Genomic DNA, 17,994 nt, shown 5'->3' on the forward strand with positions numbered 1-17,994 from the left:
GCGATTACCCGTGATGGCGACCAGATCATCAAAGTGGCTACCACCCCAGCCCTGACCGCTGATAGCTTGACCATCAACAACGGTGGTCCAGTGATCAACAACGCTGGCATCAACATGGGTGGCAACCAGATCACCAACCTAGCACCGGGTCTCAACCCTGGTGAAGCTGCCAATGTCGATCAGTTAACCCAACTTGTGGAAGGCAACAACACCATACTCGAATCTGTTTATGATCCCACCACTGGCCAAACCACTTACAAAGTCAACGCTGATGGCACCACAGTCAGCGCAGGCTCTACGGCGGTTACTGTAGCAGCTACAGGTCCAGATGCAAACAACGTCACAGACTACGCAGTAGATCTAAGTCAGGACGCAAAAGACAGCCTAGTCTTGGCTGACAGCTCTATCCAGGAAGTGGTCACTCAGATTGACGGCACCGATGTCAAAACATTGACCAAAACTGACAATAACGCCAACTTCGTCACCGGCAAAAACATCAAGCTGGCTGATGATGGTGTAGGCGGTATCAAAGTCGCGACAGCGGACGATGTTGAGTTCACTAATGTCAACTCAGACACAATGACGGTTGTCAACGGTGACAGCATCGCCAATGCTGGTGGCGCTACAAACTACATCACCGAAGGCAACACCTCCGTTGTCAATGGTGGTGATGTTTACACAGCTATCAACACTACAGAACAGCAGTACACAGGTGATAACGGTGCGGTTATTGTTAAACGTAACCCTAATGAAGTTCTTACAGTCAAAGGTGGTGCAACCACTAGCACAGAGAACAACATTCTGACCGAAGCAGACCTGGATGGCAGCATCGCAGTCAAGCTCGCTGAAACCATCGATCTTGGTACTGCTGGTAGCGTTAAGATGGGCGACACCTTTATCAACAACAAAGGTCTAGCCATCACTGGTGGTCCTAGCATCACCAAGACAGGTATCGATGCGGGTAACACCGTCATCACCAATGTTGCACCAGGTGAGATCAGCGACACATCCACTGACGCGGTAAACGGTAGCCAGTTGTTTGCGACGAATCAAAACGTCACCAACAACACCACTGATATTACTAACAACACCACCGATATCGGTAATAACACCACCAATATTACTAACAACACCACTGATATTGGTAATAACACCACCAATATTGCTAGCAACACCACCAATATCGCCAGCAACACAACTGATATTGCTAACAACACCACCGATATTACTAACAACACCACCAATATCGGCAATAACACCACCGACATTGCTAAAGGCTTCAACATCGCAGCTGACAACAGCGGCTATGCAGATCCAGCCATCACCGAAGACAACGTCCAGCTTGGTGAAACCGTCACTTACACCAGTACAGATGGCAACATTGTCACCACCTTTGGTCTTAACGACAACCAGATCGACTTTAGCCTGGCCAGTTCTATTAATGTTGGTACGACGAATACGGTCACGATCGATGGCGATGCAGGCACGATTGGCGGCCTGACCAACCAAACCTTTGATCCGAACAACTTCACCTCTGGCCAAGCGGCGTCTGAAGACCAGCTCAAGCAAGTGAGTGATGTGGCCAATAGCGGCTGGAACCTGACGGCTAACGGCGAAGCCACGGGCGAAAACATCGCGCCGGGTGAGTCAGCGGACTTCAGTGCAGGCCAGAACATTGCCATCACGCGCAACGGCAACAGCATTGAAGTGGCTACCACACCAGCCCTGACCGCAGATAGCCTGACCATCAACAACGGTGGCCCGGTCATCAATGACAACGGCATCGACATGGGTGACAACCAGATCACCAACCTGGGCAGCGGCCTTGGTGGTCAGGAACTGGGTGATGTCGCGGGCGATGACCTGAAAAACGCCGTCAACGTGGGTGACCTGCAAGACGTCTCCACCGCAGACAACGGCGGCGGCTTTGGTCTGGCAGACACCAGCGGTGCTGAAGTCAAGAAAGATCTTGGCCAGACCATCAAGGTCACTGACCCCGATGGCAACATCATCACCACGGCAGACAACGCCAATGGCGAACTGCAGCTAAGCCTGGGTGATGACCTGACGGTCGGCGGCAAAGACGGCAAGGATGGATACATCGGCGTTGACGGTGCAGACGGCGTGAGCGGTGTGGCGATCAACGGCAAGGACGGCACTATCGGCCTGACCGGCCCGTCTGGCAAGAATGGCACTATCGGTATTGATGGCACCAACGGCAGCCCGGGTATCAACGGCACGGACGGCATTACCCGCATCGTCTACGAAGACGGCGAGGGCAATGACTATGAAGTCGCCACCATGGATGACGGCCTGAAGTTCAAAGGTAACAAGGGCGACACCATTGCCAAGAAGCTTGGCGAAACGCTGAACATCGAAGGCGAGCTGGCGGATACCGACGCGGCCTCCGGTGCCAACCTGCGGGTTGATAGCGACGGCACCAAGCTAAACCTAGTGATGGCCAAGAACCTGACGGACCTTGACAGCATCACCATCAACAACGGTGGCCCGGTCATCAATGACAACGGCATCGACATGGGTGACAACCAGATCACCAACCTGGGCAGCGGCCTTGGTGGTCAGGAACTGGGTGATGTCACGGGCGATGACCTGAAAAACGCGGTTAACGTAGGTGACCTTCAGAACAGCACCACAGGGCTGATCGACAAAGGCTTCAACATTGCTGCTGACAACGGTGCTGATGACAACGTCAAGCTAGGCGAGACCGTTGCCTACCGCAGTGAAGATGGCAACGTCATCACTACCGTAACTGACAACCAGATCGACTTTGGTTTGAACAGCGACCTAGTTGTAGGTGGTCCAGGTAAAGACGGCGCACCAGGTGTAGACGGCACCATCGGCGTTAACGGCGCAGACGGCGTTTCCGGCGTTACCATCAATGGCGCAGACGGCTCAATCGGCCTGAACGGTAAAGACGGTGCTAACGGCACCATCACTGTTACAGATGGCGCACCAGGTGTAGACGGCAAAGACGGCATCACTCGTATCGTCATCGACGACATCGAAGTGGCAACGTTGGAAGACGGCCTGAAGTTTGTTGGCGACGACGGCAAAGTGGTTGAGCGCAAGCTGAACGAAACCCTAAGCCTGACGGGCGGCGCGGATGAAACGGCGCTGACCGACAACAACATCGGCATCACCCAGGATGGCGACGGTGGCCTGAAAGTTCAGCTGGCTAAGAACCTGACGGGGCTGGAAAACGTCACCAGCAATAACCTTACTGTCACGAATGAGACCCGCCTGGGCGACAACTTCTTCGTCAACAACGAAGGAAACGTCACTTACGAAGGCGAGATTACCGAAGACAACCACATTACCAACAAGCAGTACGTTGATAACTCGGTTAGCGAAGTTGCTGATACACCGCTGACGTTTGGTGCCAACGAAGGTGATGACAGTGAACGTCGTCTGGGTGACCGTCTCGACATCGTGGGTGAAGCTGATGAAGAAGGTAACAGCAATATCATCACCAAGCTGACCGATGAAGAAACCCTCGAACTGGCGTTGAATGACGATCTTAAGATCGGCAACAGCATCACCGTAGGCGAAGGTGGTCCAGTGATCAGTGGTGATGGCATCGACATGGGTGATAATAAAATCACCAATGTGGCTGATGGCGATGTGTCCGCAGATAGCAAAGATGCTATTAATGGCTCGCAGCTGTATCAGTTGGAAAGCATTGTCACCAACGTGACGGGCGATGTAAGCAACGAATACGTCACCAATAACGGCCTTGGCATTCGTTACGTGCGCACTAACGATAGTGGCCTAGCGGTAAGCGATGCCTTTGCTAAAGGTGAAGGCTCGACAGCGGTTGGCTACGAGGCCGTCGCCTCGGCAGATCGTGCATTGGCGATGGGTTACGAGGCTGTCGCATCGCATCAAGGCAGTGTCGCTCTAGGTGCAGGTGCGCGTACTGCCGAGGTTGTACGCACAAGCTCAGTAGAAATTGCTGGTGAAACCTACCAGTTTGCGGGTGCTGGAGAAGGTGTGGTGTCGACGGTCAGTGTTGGCAGTGCCGGTGCTGAGCGTACGGTGACGAACGTCGCAGCAGGTCGGATTACGGCAGAAAGCACCGATGCGATTAACGGCAGCCAACTGTATGCCACCAACCAAGCCGTCGGTGCGTTGGATAATCGCGTCACAAATGTTGAAGGCGATATCAGTAATATCACCAACGACTTAGCGGATCTGGATGACCGTGCGGTGAAGTATGACCGTAATGACGACAACAGCGTTGACTACACCACCATCACCTTGGAAGGCGATGGCGGTACGACGATCACCAACGTCGCACCGGGTGAAATCGCACAAAACAGCACAGATGCGGTAAACGGTAGCCAGCTGTGGGAGGTGAGCAATCAAATCACCAACATTGAGCAGGGTGGCTCCAAGTACTTCCGCGCTAACAGCGAAGGCGCGGCGGCGGATCCTCAAGGGGCTGACAGCATCGCGATGGGGCCAAGCAGCGTTGCCGCGGGCGACCGCAGTGTAGCCTCGGGTGCTGGTGCCCAAGCGAAAGTGAACGGCAGTGTTGCACTTGGCGCGGATTCCGTTGCAGACCGTGAAGGCATGAATGGTGAACGTGAGCGCTTCTCTAATGAGTCAGTGGCCTCTACTCAAGGTGCTGTCTCTGTCGGCAGTGCGGGTAACGAACGCCAGATCACCAACGTAGCGGGCGGTACTCGAGACACTGATGCGGTTAACGTTCGCCAGTTGGATGCGGTTCAGCGTGGTGCGGTGAACTACGACCGTGATGAAGATGGCAATGTGGATTACAGCACCATCATCCTGAAAGGCGATGAAGGCACCACCATTACCAACGTAGCGCCAGGCGTTAATGAGACGGATGCAGTTAATGTGGGCCAGATGAATGACCTCAGCAACCGCTTCAGTCAAGAGATCCACAATGTCCATGGCCGTATCGACAGCGTTGAACGCAATGCCAACGCAGGCTCTGCTAGTGCGATCGCCGCCTCCACAGTGCCGCAAGCCTGGATGCCCGGTAAGAGCATGGTAGGTGTAGGTGCAGGTACCTACGGTGGCGAATCGGCTGTATCAGTTGGGGTGTCGCGTCTCTCTGACAATGGCCGCTGGGTTATCCAAGGTAAGATCACCGGCGATTCACAAAGCAACTTCGGCGCAGGTATTGGCGCTGGCTGGCACTGGTAAAGGAAAACGACGTGAATAATATTTGTAGCAATATGATGACAAAGGCGGCCCTTGGGGCCGCCAGTATCGCCGCCGCTCTCGTTCTGGCGGGCTGTGCTAGTCCACCTAATAACGACCGCACTGAGTTACGTGATGCCGGAGATGGTTTTCCGGCACTATCGGGCAACTGGTATGACGGAGGTAAATTCGTCGATCCTGAAAACATTTTACGACTTCGGGAAAGTCAAACGAAAGATCAAGTACGCCAGTTAATCGGTAACCCTCATTACGCGGAAGGGTTCTTTGGTGTCCGGGAGTGGAATTACGTTTTTAACCTGTACACGGGCAACGGCAATGAGTACATCACCTGCCAATACCAAGTGCACTATGACGATGAGATGGCGTTAGAGAGCACGCGCTGGCGGGATTTGCAGTGTCCGGCGTTACTAGTACCAATCGAAGTAGAAGAGATTGCCGCTGAGCCGCGTGAAGAGAAACTAACGTTATCAGGTGATGTGTTATTTGATTTTGATAGCGATACGTTAACGTTAGAAGGACGTCGAGCTGTCGATCAAGTAACTCAAACGATCACAAATGACTTCGTAAGTCCGAGTGTTTTGATCATTGGTTACACAGATCGCTTTGGTAGCGAGGCTTATAACCTAGCGTTATCCAACTCGCGTGCCGAGACGGTTGGTGGCCGTATGGCTAGCCAGGGGGTCAGTCGCTCAAGTATAACGACAGCTGGCCGTGGCATGGCAGACCCAGTTGTAGACTGCCCAGGAAGGTCGGCAACGCCGAGTGTGACTCAGTGTTTGAGACCAAATAGGCGAGTGGAAATTACAGTTACTGAGACAGCTCGTTAGTTGCTTAACTAGCAAACGAGTACTAAAGATAACGATTAACGGCGGGGATACGGTGTATCCCTGCTTTTTAAAATCTGAAAATTAGGAACTTAAAAAATGAACTATGTTGGCCATATCACTACATTTGTAGCGGCAGTTGCGGCAGCCGTTGGTCTATCGATATTCAGTATGGGGGTGATGGCCGAGCAGCAAGAGCAACCCTCTAAAAATACTGTGGATCAAAGCTCAGTATGTGTGGCAGCAAGTGATGAACAGGCGCTCGGGTGTCCTGAAGGTGGGATGTTTTTGGCGCGCTTGGCCATTAATGAAAGTGACTTACAAAACCCCCTGATACTCGAAAATCGCGTACTTAACACTATGGCTCTTTATTGTGATACGAATTTTGAAATTCAACATACACGCACAGGGGTACTGTGTGTGCTGACCCATGAGCGTATTGGTACGCCGGCTGAAGATGCTAACGCTATTGAAGCGGTTGAAGAAGCATCGGTCGAAGAAGCGTCGGCTGAGTAATTACTCTTATTTTTAAATGATGTCTTACATTGATTTGCTGGGTGATTTTTTATGAGTAAGCCGCGCGCGTCGGGTTCAGTAAAAAGCAGAGCCGTTAGTAAAAGTGAAGCCAATAAAGGCGAAAAAGAAGTGTCTGTTGATGAAAGTCAATCGGCGGTTGCCGTTGGCGAACAAGCAGCGCAACCAACGATCACGATAGACGGTAAAGAGTATACGCTTGAAAGTCTTGGGCAGCAGGGGCGTGAACAGCTGCAAAACCTAAGGGTTACAGACCAAGAACTACAGCGTTTACAAGACCAACTGGCGATCACGCAAACGGCACGTAATACTTATGCCCGTATATTGGCAGAAGTGACACAATCGGTAACGCCGGTGAAGTAAACTCGCAAGATACGAGGTTACTTAATAATGTTCAACGCCCGATAGACGAGAGTCTATCGGGCTTTTGTGAAGGAAGGCCTGATTATGAGGATGCTACCCTGGTTGAGCCTTATTGCCGTTGGGTTTAGCACGCTAGCCAGTGCGGATTACGAGGCTGGGCTCGACCAATATCAGCGTGGCCACTATGCCTCTGCTATTCATGAGTGGCGCACGTCAGCAGAACGAGGTGACTCGGACTCTCAGTTTGCATTGGGGATGATGTTTGAGCGTGGCCAAGGGGTAAATGCCAGTTTAGATGAAGCCTATAAATGGTACCGACTTGCAGCGGATAATGGCCTTGCAGACGCCCAAGTTAGGTTGGCTGAGCTTTATCTTCTTGAACGCCTTGACGGTGATTCAGGATCAGCTGCGCAGTGGTTTGAGCGGGCTGCCGAATCAGGTAATGCTGCGGCACAATTTCAGTTAGGTTTACTGTATTTGGAAGGTCAGGGCGTTGATGAAAATGCTGAGTTAGCGGCGAGATGGTTTGAATTAGCCGCTGAACAGGGACATGTAGCAGCACAAAACAATATTGGAAGCCTCTACGAGACAGGTCGAGGGGTAGAGCAAAGTTTTACCCGTGCATTTGAGTGGTATGAGCGTGCTGCGAAGCAAAATGATCCGTTTGCGCAAAATAATCTGGGTGCCATGCACGCAAGAGGGCATGGGGTTGAGCGTAATCATGCCTGGGCTGTTTTTTGGTTCGTTATGGCAGCTAAAGGCGGCAACGATTTAGCGAAAGAGAATATTAATGCCAGCCTGCCTAACCTTGAAGAAAAAAACGTTGCCGGAAGTCGTGTGAATATTCGTGCTGGGGCAAGTACTGATTTTGACCCCATTGCATCATTGACAAGAGGCACTGCCGTCTACGTGTTGGGTAGTATGGACGGTTGGAGCCAAATCTACTTCCAACAAGAAAATGCACCGACGTTAGGTTGGATATCCAACACGCTGATTGACTGATATTTTTATAGAAATTAGTGTTATTCGAACAATAAATACCTACCGAGCGTGCCTATGCGTAACATAGATGGTGGCGTTATGAATAAAAGAAAGAGTGGGAGTAGCCTGAAAGCTAAGTCGCTGTTACAACGTTTTTCAGGCGTTGTATTCGGAGGCGTTTTTTTATTGACTTGGGGGCTTTCCTACGCATCTGATACGCACCATCAAGTGATGCCAGGTGATACGCTTTGGGAGATTTCCGAATACTATTACGGAACTCCTGACGAATGGCCTACTTTGCAGCAAATAAATGCAATAGCTGACCCCTCTAAGCTTCAACCCAATACCTTGGTGGATCTCAATGCTTTCGGTCCCTTTCCCTTGTCCGTACTTTACCGCTCGGGAGAAGCATGGTTAGTTAAAGACGGTGGTGACACTCTTTTAGAAAATGGTGACATTATTGAGGCTGATTCCGTTATTCAAACCGGCCCAGGCTCTGCCTTGACCGTTCAAATGCGTGATGGCGCTAGGGCGGTGGTACCTTCTAATTCACGCATTGTAGTAAAACGTGAAGGAGAAAGAGGCATCACGTTTCAACTAGAGCGTGGAGAAATAGAGTCTTATGTACCTTCAAATCGTATGCGGGGGCGACCATACAATATTGAAACAAGTACGGGCGTTCTGGGTGTGCGCGGCACTCACTTTCGGGCAGGCTATACAGATGAAATACTGCTAGCCTCTGTTTATGAGGGAAATGTTGCTGCTCAAAATCGAATGAGTACTACAGAAGCCCCAGTTAGTGAGGGCGAAGGCGCTCGTATTGATGAAACAGGCAGCATTCAAGTAGTGCCACTTTTGCCACCACCAGAGGGCGTGGATATTACGTCGCTTTCAAATGAGTCCATACAAATAGATATTATGTTGCCCATGCAAGGGCAAGCTTACAGAGCACAAATAGCAAGTGATCCAAATTTTTTAGCGATAATACGTGATCAACGCTCACAGAGCAGCCAGATACGGTTCGACCCACTTTCTCCAGGGTTTTATCATTTGCGGATAGCCGCTATCGATGAGTTTGGTATAGAAGGTAATAGCGCTATCTTTGTCATTCATCATCATGGTAATCGAGTGTCTGTTCAGCAGGAGGAGAATGCCTGGATATTCGAGTGGCTCCACCGAGCACACATAACGTATCGCTTGCAACTAGCCGCTGATCGCGAATTCACGAGAGTTTTATTAGACTATGAACCTCAAAATAACGGTCCTCTAAAGATAAGCCGTTTACCTGGTAACGAGATATTTTGGCGTGTAGTTAGCTTGGATGAACGTAACGATATGACGGTTGTTCTCGACACTGGAACACTCAATGACTCAGGGCAGTAGCCTTTCCAAAACATTGTACCGGCGGTTTGTGATGACATGGTGTGCAATGGGCTGTTTGTTACTGCCCATTGCTTTTTTTCTTTATAGCTTGTCTCCCTTACTGTCTGATAACTTTTTGTATGATGCTTGGCTTTCCAGGCAATCAGAGCCCCCTTCTGACGATATTCTGGTAGTAGCGATCGACGAGCCCAGTCTGCAAGCATTAGGGCGCTGGCCTTGGTCTAGAGATGTTCATACACAGCTGATCGAAAAGCTGAACGCGGCAGGTGTGCAATCGATTGTTTTAGATGTTCTTTTAGTTGAGCCGAGCCGTTTACCTGAAGAAGATAGGCGGCTGGCTAATGCCATGCAGCGACATGGCAGCACTTATCTGCCTATGGCACTACTTTCTGAATCGTTATTGGAAGGTAATACACGAGATATTTTAATTCCTCCCTCCCCATTATTATCGGCCGCCAAGGGCGTTGGTCATATCAATGTGATGCTCGACACTGATGGCGTGGCCCGATCAGTGGAGTTGCTGGTCGAGCGACGTGGCGATATCTGGCCACAGCTAATGACCCTTCTTGCAGATGCAGAAAAAAAAGCAGGGAATAACACATCAAATTGGCCAACTGAAGCAGTAAGAATACCGTTTCGGGGTCCGGCAGGCTCATACCCAACTGTTTCTTATCACGATGTCTTAATGGGGTATGTGCCTGCCTCTTTACTTAGAGATCGCACTGTCTTAGTAGGCATGACTGCGCTTGGTTTGGGCGATCGCTATAATGTATCGTTATTATCTTCTGGTTTAATGCCCGGTGTTGAGGTTCATGCTCACTTATTCGATGCGCTACGAGATGAAACGTATATACGTCAAGTAGATAGCTGGCTAGGGGCATTTTTAGCAAGCTTACCTATTGTTATCTTACTGCTATTGGCTTGGTGGCTAAGATTTCGTTATTTACTAGTAGTGGTGCTGTCGCTCGGTGTTGGGGTGTTGTGCGCTTCTTTGGTAGCGCTGAACTTTAGGTGGTGGTGGCCACCTTTTTCGAGCTTGATAGCATTGGGTATCGCTTTCATAGCCATTGTTTGGCAAAGCCAAGCAGCATTGTTGTCTTGGTTTGAACGTGAACTAGAATTGTTGTATCAAGAGCCATCTATCTTGCCATTTAAAGTGCCTGATGACATTCGAGGTGAGGGTGGGAAACTGTATCAGCAGTCTCAAGCCCTTGAGTTCGCGTTAGGTCGAATTGTAGAGGGACGGCGATTTATATTAGATGCGATGCACTCATTGCCGCTTCCTATCTTCATACTCAATAAAAAGGGTAAAGTGCTGCTAGCAAATAAGAAGGCACTGGCGATTTGTTGGGAGGATGGTGAATATGTCATCGATCACATTGATGACCTGCCATCTTTTCTAACCTTTGGAGATAATCAAGATTTTTCGACTATATGGCCACCTCAGATAACTGAAATAAATGATGTTAACGGCATTCGAGTAGGCGGCTTGTGTACTGATAGAAATAGCCGTACTTACCGGCTTGAAATGGGAGAGCTATCAACGACAGCGAATAGTGCAGCTGGGGGTTGGTTAGTGTGGTTAGTTGACTTAACAAGTGAAGTGGAGGCTGAAGCTCAGCGTTCTAGCATGCTAAGTTTTCTATCACATGATATGAAAGCTCCCCAGGCGAGAGCGTTAGCATTCTTAGAAGCCCAAAATGATCCAGCGTCGGCTGCAACGCCAGCTAATTTCCATAGCTATTTGGAGCAATGCCTAACGATGGGTCTTGGGATGATTAATGATTTTATCAATTTAACGCGCGCTAAGTCATTCGAGTTGAAAAAAGAGTTTGTGCTTTTTGAAGATGTTGTAATGGAGGTGCTTGATCAAGTTTATCCGCTTGCTAAAATCAAAAATATTAAGATAGTAAGCGAGCTGAAGGATGAAGACGGCGCCCCAGTAATGGGCGATAAAAGCTATCTTGCAAGAGCAGTATTTAATTTAATTGAGAATGCCGTAAAGTATACGCTTTCTGGCGGAAAAGTTAATATTCAGATGTGTAGAAAGGGTCAGTGGGTTGTGTTGCAGGTTACTGATAATGGCGTTGGTATCGATTCTAATGACATTAATACTATTTTTGACGATTATACGCGAAGTGATAAAGATAGCATGGCGGAAGGCCATGGTTTAGGGTTAGCATTAGTGAAAACGGTAGTCGCTAAACATGGTGGTGAGATTTACTGTGAAAGCGAGCTAGGTAAAGGCAGCCAATTCACAATGAAGCTACCTTCTATTGATGGCTAGTTTATTGATAGTTAGTTTTTTGATGGTTAGTTTTTTGATGGTTTAAATATCAATTGTTAATCATTTTTTGAATATTGATAACGTAAACAACGTTGCCTTCAGGGCGTTGTTGTACTTGAAAACGAATATTGACATCCCTTAACTGCATGCCATATTCCCGCTCTGGTTGGCCGTGATGGTAGGCGGGTCGGGGGTCTTGGCCTAATACTTGGGTAATGAGCTGTCTTAATTCATTAGCATCTGGGCGTTGACCAAGGGCTATTTCAGCCGCTGAGGAGAACGCTACGGGGTAAAAAGGTGGTGATGTTGGGGCAAATCCTGAGCGTGCATCTGGTAGTGCTTCCGTCCAAGGCAGGTAGGGTTTGATATCTACGACAGGTGTGCCTGTCATTAAATCTGCGCCTTTAAGCAATAGACGTACACCGTTATCCGTATTGATACTCACAAGCTCAATAAGGGATAGCCCTAATCGATTAGGGCGGTGCGTGCTACGGCTTGCGAATACCCCGATTTTTTTATTGCCACCTAGCCGGGGAGGGCGTACAAGTGGGGCCCACTCTTCAGGACTACGGTGAAAAATAAAGCTGATCCATAAGTGGCTAAATGCCTCTAGTCCACGAACGCTTAGCGGTGTGTTGAAGGGGGGCGCTAGCACTAACGTCGCTTTTGCCGCCGTTGCTAGCCCTGGTTGGCGAGGGATGCCAAACTTATCGGGATAATCGCTTTCAATGTAGCCTATTGGTCTAACGCTAAATGATTCATTTATTGATATACCGTGCATGACACACCCTACGCGTAAATAATGCCTAAGTATCTAAGTATAAAACAGTCAAGCATCGGGTTGGGATGCGATGGCACCATCAGGTGTGATAACGGGTGTCATAATAAGATAAATAGTGGAGATGCAACATGCCAAGTATTGACGTGAGCCAAACACCTTCTGCTCACACTCCGCGAATTACGTATCGTGAAGGATTTGCTCGCGACGCAGCTGACCAAGCAGAAGTGTTTTATCACGCTGTGATGCAAGGGGCTGCTTCCCACTATAGCGTCGACGAGCGGCGAGCTTGGGCGAATGCACTGCCGCGTGAGGCAAGCGCTTGGGCAGCTCGGCAAACGCTCTACACTACGCTGGTTGCAAGTTGTGATGGACGATGTGTGGGGTTTTTAGAGTTAGATATCGCCGCCAATCGTATAGAGACACTTTACGTGTGGCCTTCACTGACTGGCCGTGGAATCGGTACCACGCTATTGATACACGCTGAGCGTATGTTACTTGAGCAGGGTGTTGCGCGGATAGAAATTGAAGCAAGCTTAGTACTTTATGAGCGTTTGCTTCGCCGAGGTTTTACCAACCTCGGCGAGCAGTGGGTAGAGCGCAGTGGCGAACTTTTGAAACGCTACCGCTTAGTCAAAAAGCTTAACGCTGTCGAAACCTGAGTACTTCAAATGTTGAAACCTAAGTGCTTCAAATGTTGAAACCTAAATACATCAAATGTCGAAAGTGTGGGTAATACGCATCGAGAGGTCGATCGATTTCAGATCCTTGGTGAGTGCGCCGCTGGAAATGCAGTCAACACCGGTATCGGCAATTGCCTTTAACGTTGATATGCCAACATTTCCAGAGGCCTCGAGTGTTGCCCTCCCACCGTTTATTTCGACCGCCACATGCAAGTCCTCCAGAGCGAAATTATCGAGCATAATAATGTCGGCTCCTGCTGCCAGCGCCTGATCAAGCTCCTCAAACGTTTCGACCTCGACTTCCACTGGTAGGTTACTTGCCAACTTACGTGCTTGCGAAACTGCTGCCTTAATACCGCCACAGGCAGCAATATGATTCTCTTTAATTAAGAATGCATCCCACAATCCAATACGGTGATTGTGCCCACCGCCGCAGGTAACTGCGTACTTTTGGGCTAAGCGCATTCCTGGCAGCGTTTTACGGGTATCGAGTAGGCGGACATTAGTGCCTTCAATTAAATCAACGTAATGTCGCGTTGAGGTAGCCGTGGCAGATAAGGTTTGCAGCATGTTTAAAGCAGCACGCTCGCCGGTCAAAAGGCTGCGAGCAGGCCCCTCTAGCTCCAAAAAGCACTGATTTGCCTGAAGCGTGTCGCCGTCTGCTGCCTGCCAGCGTAGCGTAACGCGGCTATCTAACCGTCGAAAAATTTCGTCTACCCAAGCAACGCCACAAAGTACCGCGGGTTCACGAGTAATAATAGTGGCGGTTGCCCATTGGTTTTCAGGGATTAACTGCGCTGTAATATCACCAGGGCCAACGTCCTCGGCCAGTAGGCGGGCTGCGCTAGCGCGTATCTCATCGGCAAGAGCGTTTTCATAATGCATGGCGGTGCGTTCTCTAGGCGTTAGTGGGTGTGTTGGGCATTATAGTGAAAGAGAGCGCCAACGTAGAGGAGGGCGTATCTGTGATAGAAAGAACAACCTTTGAGGGTCAGTGGTCAAGCGCTAGGAACGTGATATCGACCAACTGTGATCAGCGTCCCAATGGTGAGGTCTCGCTATTACTTATTCATGCGATTAGTTTGCCGCCAGGTCAGTTTGGTGGTGATGCTATTGAGGCGCTGTTTACCAACCAGTTAAATTCACAAGAGCATCCTTTTTTTGCTGAGATTTCGCATCTTAGGGTATCTGCTCACTTTTTGATTCGACGCGATGGTGAATGCTTACAGTTTGTTGATACGGATCGTCGCGCTTGGCATGCGGGGCGTTCATGCTGGCTGGATCTTTCTCGAATGATGTGGCGAACAGCCTTAAATGATTTTTCAGTGGGTATTGAGCTGGAAGGCGACGATGTAACCCCCTTTACCAAAGCGCAATATCAAACATTGGTAGCAATAACCCAATGGCTAATGATCCGTTATCCACTGCTGGATAAATCTCGCATCACTGGTCATGCTCACGTGGCACCGCTACGGAAAACGGACCCAGGGCCAGCTTTTGATTGGGCTTATTACTATCAACAATTAGGTACTTAGTGTGGGACTCATAAACTTCATCAGAGAGCGTTGAAAGTTTAATTAAGTGCTTAACTCGTAAGTGAATGAAACGGTAGTTTGACTACATTTTCGAGGGTCTTGCAGGCAAGACTAACGTCTTATTATTTCCTTATGTTGCGGTGCAATACTCTGTTTTCGATAGTTTTTTAAGGGTTGCTGGAATTGGCAGAGTGACGACTTTGCGGTATCTTCACATATACAAAAGGTTAACTTTTACGATGGTTGTGTAGCTTTACTACATCGGAAGGTATGTAGCTTGTTGAATGTAGAAAGAAAACCCCTGCAAGGCGCTTAGGCGTCAGCATTTACTGGCCTGTGGTGGCTAAACACCGCAGCCGCCCCAGGCCCTAAGGGTTATCGGGGCTCATTGTCATTTATCGTCATTCGGAGAGACCTCTATATGAGTCTGGAGACAAGAGAAGATCTCGATCCGCTCGAAACCACGGAGTGGCTGGAATCCCTGGAATCAGTACTGGATCGTGAGGGCGAAGATCGTGCTCGCTACCTGATGACCCGCTTGGCGGATCGCCTACGCCGGGATGGGATGAAGGTGCCCTTCTCGGTGACAACCCCGCACCGAAACACGATCCCTGTGCATCGTGAAGCACCGATGCCAGGCGACCTGTTTATGGAGCGCCGGATTCGGTCGTTGATCCGTTATAACGCGATTGCCCAGGTGATTCGTAATAACCGCGCCAACCCAGGGCTCGGCGGCCATATCGCCAGCTTTATGTCGTCGGCGACGCTGTATGATGTGGGCTTTAACCACTTCTTCCGCGCCCCGAAAGGCGATTTTGAAGGCGACTTGATTTACATCCAGGGCCACGTGGCCCCAGGGATTTACGCGCGTTCCTATTTGGAAGGCCGGTTGTCAGAAGAGCAGATGGACAGGTTCCGTCGTGAAGTTGATGGCGATGGTCTGTCTTCCTACCCGCACCCATGGCTAATGCCGGACTACTGGCAGTTCCCCACGGTGTCGATGGGCCTTGGCCCGATTCAAGCCATCTACCAAGCCCACGTGATGAAGTACCTGCATCACCGTGAGCTGAAAGACATGTACGACCGCAAAATCTGGTGCTTTATGGGCGACGGCGAGTGTGATGAGCCGGAATCCTTGGGCGCGATTTCCCTGGCGGGCCGTGAAAACCTCGATAACCTGATCTTCGTCATCAACTGCAACCTGCAGCGCTTGGACGGCCCGGTACGCGGCAACTCCCGCGTCATGGACGAGTTCGAAGGCGTGTTCCGCGGCGCCGGTTGGAACGTGATTAAGGTCGTTTGGGGCCGTCACTGGGATCCGCTGTTCGAGAAAGATAAGAAAGGCATCCTGCAAAAACGCATGGATGAAGCGGTCGACGGCGAGTACCAGAACTACAAGGCCAACGGTGGTGCTTACACCCGTGAGCACTTCTTCGGTAAGTACCCTGAAACCGAAGCGATGGTCAACGATCTGTCCGACGAAGACATCTGGAAGCTCAACCGCGGTGGCCACGACCCGTTCAAGGTTTACGCGGCCTACCATGAAGCGGTCAACCAGACCAACGGCAAGCCCACGGTCATTCTGGCGCACACCGTGAAAGGCTATGGCATGGGCAGTGGCGATGGTGAAGCCGCTAACGAAGCCCACCAGGTCAAGAGCATGGAATACGAAGCGCTGCGCACCTTCCGCGACCGCTTTGGCATTCCGATCACCGACGAGCAGCTCAAAGACGTGCCCTACTACAAGCCGGAAGAAGACTCCCCCGAGCTTAAGTACATGCACCTGCAGCGCGAACGCCTAAACGGCTACCTACCAAGCCGCCGCAGTGACTTTGAAGCGCTGGAGATTCCCAGCCTGGAAGACAAAACCTTTGCCTCGCAACTGGTCGGCTCCAAAGGGCGCGAAGTCTCGACCACCATGGCATTCGTGCGCATACTGAACGGCCTGGTGAAGGATAAAAAACTCGGCAAGCACGTGGTGCCGATTATTCCTGACGAAGCCCGTACCTTCGGCATGGAAGGCATGTTCCGCCAGCTCGGCATCTACACCTCCGAAGGCCAGAAGTATGAGCCGGTCGATAAAGGCCAGATCATGTACTACCGCGAGGACCAAAAAGGTCAGGTCCTTGAAGAGGGTATTTCAGAAGCCGGTGCCATGTCCGCGTGGATTGCCGCGGCGACCTCCTACAGCAACAACAACGTCACCCTGTTGCCGTTCTATATCTACTACTCGATGTTCGGCTTCCAGCGGATTGGCGATTTGGCCTGGGCGGCAGGCGACCTGCAAGCCCGCGGCTTTATGGTCGGCGGCACCGCCGGGCGCACCACGCTCAACGGCGAAGGCCTGCAGCACCAGGATGGCCACAGCCTGATTCAGGCCTCCACCATTCCTAACTGCCGCAGCTACGATCCGACCTACGCCCACGAAGTGGCGGTCATCGTGCAGGACGGTCTGAAGCGCATGTTCACCGATAAAGAGAACTGCTTCTACTACCTGACAGTGATGAACGAAAACTACGAGCACCCGGTCATCGACAACGTGCCCACCGACGATATCGTCAAAGGCATGTACCTGCTCAACGAAACGAAAGGCGACAAAGGCCGCGTGCAGCTGATGGGCTCTGGCACCATCCTGCGCGAAGTTGAAGCTGCCGCCGAGTTGTTGGCCAACGACTGGGGTATTGGCGCGGATATCTGGAGCGTGACCAGCTTTAACGAACTGCGCCGCGAAGCGCTACTGCTGGAGCGCGAAGCCTTCTTGAACCCCGACGTTGAGGGCAACAAGCCCCACGTCACCCAGTGCCTGGAAGGCCGTGACGGCCCGGTGATTGCCTCCACTGATTACATGAAGCTCTACGCCGATCAGGTGCGTGCCTGGGTGCCGAGCGAGTACACCGTGCTGGGCACGGACGGCTTTGGCCGTTCCGACACCCGCGAGAAGTTGCGCTACTTCTTTGAAGTAGACCGCTACTTCGTCACCGTGGCGGCGCTGCGTGCGCTGGCCGACCGCGGTGAGCTTGATCGTAAGCATGTCGGCGACGCGCTGAAGAAGTATGGCATCGACGCCAACAAGCCGAACCCGCTGACCAGCTAAACCGCTGCCCGGCGGGCAAACGCCCGCCGGCTCGATCCGATTTGGAAGGAGCGCGACCTTGAGTAGCGAAATCATCAAAGTTCCCGATATCGGTGGGGATACCGATGTCGAAATCATCGAGATTGCGGTGTCAGAAGGCGATGTCATTGAAGCGGAAGACACCCTAATCACCCTGGAATCCGACAAAGCCAGCATGGATGTGCCCGCCCCGAAAGGCGGCAAGGTCATCAAGGTGCTGGTCAAAGAAGGCGATACGGTCTCGGAAGGCGACGACATCGTTGAACTGGAGGTCGAAGGCGGCGGCGACGCATCAGCCCCCGC

The 17,994-nt window shown here is 50.9% G+C and carries 13 protein-coding genes; 11 read left to right on the forward strand and 2 right to left on the reverse strand.

The features are described from left to right. The 7 genes from ELY33_RS17465 to ELY33_RS17495 all read left to right on the forward strand — a co-directional run. Positions 1-5,193, forward strand: a 5,193-nt coding sequence (locus ELY33_RS17465) for a beta strand repeat-containing protein (RefSeq protein WP_208644267.1), incomplete at its 5' end; no start/stop codon positions are given. Positions 5,194-5,204: 11 nt separating this feature from the next. Continuing rightward, complete coding sequence (locus ELY33_RS17470) at positions 5,205-6,038, forward strand: OmpA family protein (RefSeq protein ID WP_126949185.1); 834 nt, start codon at positions 5,205-5,207, stop codon at positions 6,036-6,038. A 96-nt stretch (positions 6,039-6,134) separates the two neighbouring features. Continuing rightward, positions 6,135-6,551 carry a hypothetical protein gene (locus tag ELY33_RS17475; RefSeq protein ID WP_126949186.1) on the forward strand — a complete coding sequence of 139 codons (417 nt, stop codon included), beginning with the start codon at positions 6,135-6,137 and terminating at the stop codon, positions 6,549-6,551. Positions 6,552-6,602: 51 nt separating this feature from the next. Continuing rightward, positions 6,603-6,932 carry a DUF6447 family protein gene (locus tag ELY33_RS17480; RefSeq protein ID WP_244208639.1) on the forward strand — a complete coding sequence of 110 codons (330 nt, stop codon included), beginning with the start codon at positions 6,603-6,605 and terminating at the stop codon, positions 6,930-6,932. An 84-nt stretch (positions 6,933-7,016) separates the two neighbouring features. After that, positions 7,017-7,934, forward strand: a complete 918-nt coding sequence (locus ELY33_RS17485) for an SH3 domain-containing protein (RefSeq protein WP_126949187.1) — start codon at positions 7,017-7,019, stop codon at positions 7,932-7,934. 54 nt (positions 7,935-7,988) lie between these two features. Continuing rightward, positions 7,989-9,296, forward strand: a complete 1,308-nt coding sequence (locus ELY33_RS17490) for a FecR family protein (RefSeq protein ID WP_126949188.1) — start codon at positions 7,989-7,991, stop codon at positions 9,294-9,296. 31 nt (positions 9,297-9,327) lie between these two features. Further along, positions 9,328-11,583: a CHASE2 domain-containing protein gene (locus tag ELY33_RS17495; protein WP_167470116.1), complete on the forward strand. Its 2,256-nt coding sequence runs from the start codon at positions 9,328-9,330 to the stop codon at positions 11,581-11,583. Positions 11,584-11,632: 49 nt separating this feature from the next. Here the strand turns inward: ELY33_RS17495 and tsaA are convergent, their stop codons facing one another. Beyond that, positions 11,633-12,364 (reverse strand): tRNA (N6-threonylcarbamoyladenosine(37)-N6)-methyltransferase TrmO, encoded by a 732-nt coding sequence (gene tsaA, locus ELY33_RS17500; RefSeq protein WP_126949190.1) that lies wholly within the window; start codon positions 12,362-12,364, stop codon positions 11,633-11,635. Positions 12,365-12,492: 128 nt separating this feature from the next. On the opposite strand from tsaA, the gene ELY33_RS17505 reads away from it, so the two are divergent. After that, the gene (locus ELY33_RS17505) at positions 12,493-13,023 is read left to right on the forward strand and encodes a GNAT family N-acetyltransferase (RefSeq protein WP_126949191.1); all 531 of its coding nucleotides are present in this window, start codon (positions 12,493-12,495) and stop codon (positions 13,021-13,023) included. Between the two features lie 51 nt (positions 13,024-13,074). Here ELY33_RS17505 and nadC read toward each other — a convergent pair whose 3' ends face one another. Next, positions 13,075-13,929, reverse strand: a complete 855-nt coding sequence (gene nadC / locus ELY33_RS17510) for a carboxylating nicotinate-nucleotide diphosphorylase (RefSeq protein WP_126949192.1) — start codon at positions 13,927-13,929, stop codon at positions 13,075-13,077. 83 nt (positions 13,930-14,012) lie between these two features. Here nadC and ampD point away from each other — a divergent pair, with 83 nt between their 5' ends. The 3 genes from ampD to ELY33_RS17525 all read left to right on the forward strand — a co-directional run. Then, positions 14,013-14,579, forward strand: coding sequence for a 1,6-anhydro-N-acetylmuramyl-L-alanine amidase AmpD (gene ampD / locus ELY33_RS17515; protein ID WP_126949194.1), 567 nt, complete (start codon positions 14,013-14,015; stop codon positions 14,577-14,579). 421 nt (positions 14,580-15,000) lie between these two features. Then, positions 15,001-17,673 carry a pyruvate dehydrogenase (acetyl-transferring), homodimeric type gene (aceE, locus tag ELY33_RS17520; RefSeq protein WP_126944786.1) on the forward strand — a complete coding sequence of 891 codons (2,673 nt, stop codon included), beginning with the start codon at positions 15,001-15,003 and terminating at the stop codon, positions 17,671-17,673. 58 nt (positions 17,674-17,731) lie between these two features. Continuing rightward, the coding region (locus tag ELY33_RS17525) for a biotin/lipoyl-containing protein (protein ID WP_126944788.1) at positions 17,732-17,994 on the forward strand (263 nt) is incomplete at its 3' end.

Origin of the sequence: Vreelandella andesensis, from assembly GCF_003989795.1 — a bacterium.
Classification (GTDB): domain Bacteria; phylum Pseudomonadota; class Gammaproteobacteria; order Pseudomonadales; family Halomonadaceae; genus Vreelandella; species Vreelandella andesensis.

Bases quoted from the DNA above. Each gene is read 5' to 3' on its own strand.
- ELY33_RS17475 (WP_126949186.1), top strand. From the start codon at position 6,135: ATGAACTATGTTGGCCATATCACTACATTTGTAGCGGCAGTTGCGGCA.
- ELY33_RS17480 (WP_244208639.1), top strand. From the start codon at position 6,603: ATGAGTAAGCCGCGCGCGTCGGGTTCAGTAAAAAGCAGAGCCGTTAGT.
- ELY33_RS17485 (WP_126949187.1), top strand. From the start codon at position 7,017: ATGAGGATGCTACCCTGGTTGAGCCTTATTGCCGTTGGGTTTAGCACG.
- ELY33_RS17490 (WP_126949188.1), top strand. From the start codon at position 7,989: ATGCGTAACATAGATGGTGGCGTTATGAATAAAAGAAAGAGTGGGAGT.
- ELY33_RS17495 (WP_167470116.1), top strand. From the start codon at position 9,328: ATGACATGGTGTGCAATGGGCTGTTTGTTACTGCCCATTGCTTTTTTT.
- tsaA (WP_126949190.1), bottom strand. From the start codon at position 12,364: ATGCACGGTATATCAATAAATGAATCATTTAGCGTTAGACCAATAGGC.
- ELY33_RS17505 (WP_126949191.1), top strand. From the start codon at position 12,493: ATGCCAAGTATTGACGTGAGCCAAACACCTTCTGCTCACACTCCGCGA.
- nadC (WP_126949192.1), bottom strand. From the start codon at position 13,929: ATGCATTATGAAAACGCTCTTGCCGATGAGATACGCGCTAGCGCAGCC.
- aceE (WP_126944786.1), top strand. From the start codon at position 15,001: ATGAGTCTGGAGACAAGAGAAGATCTCGATCCGCTCGAAACCACGGAG.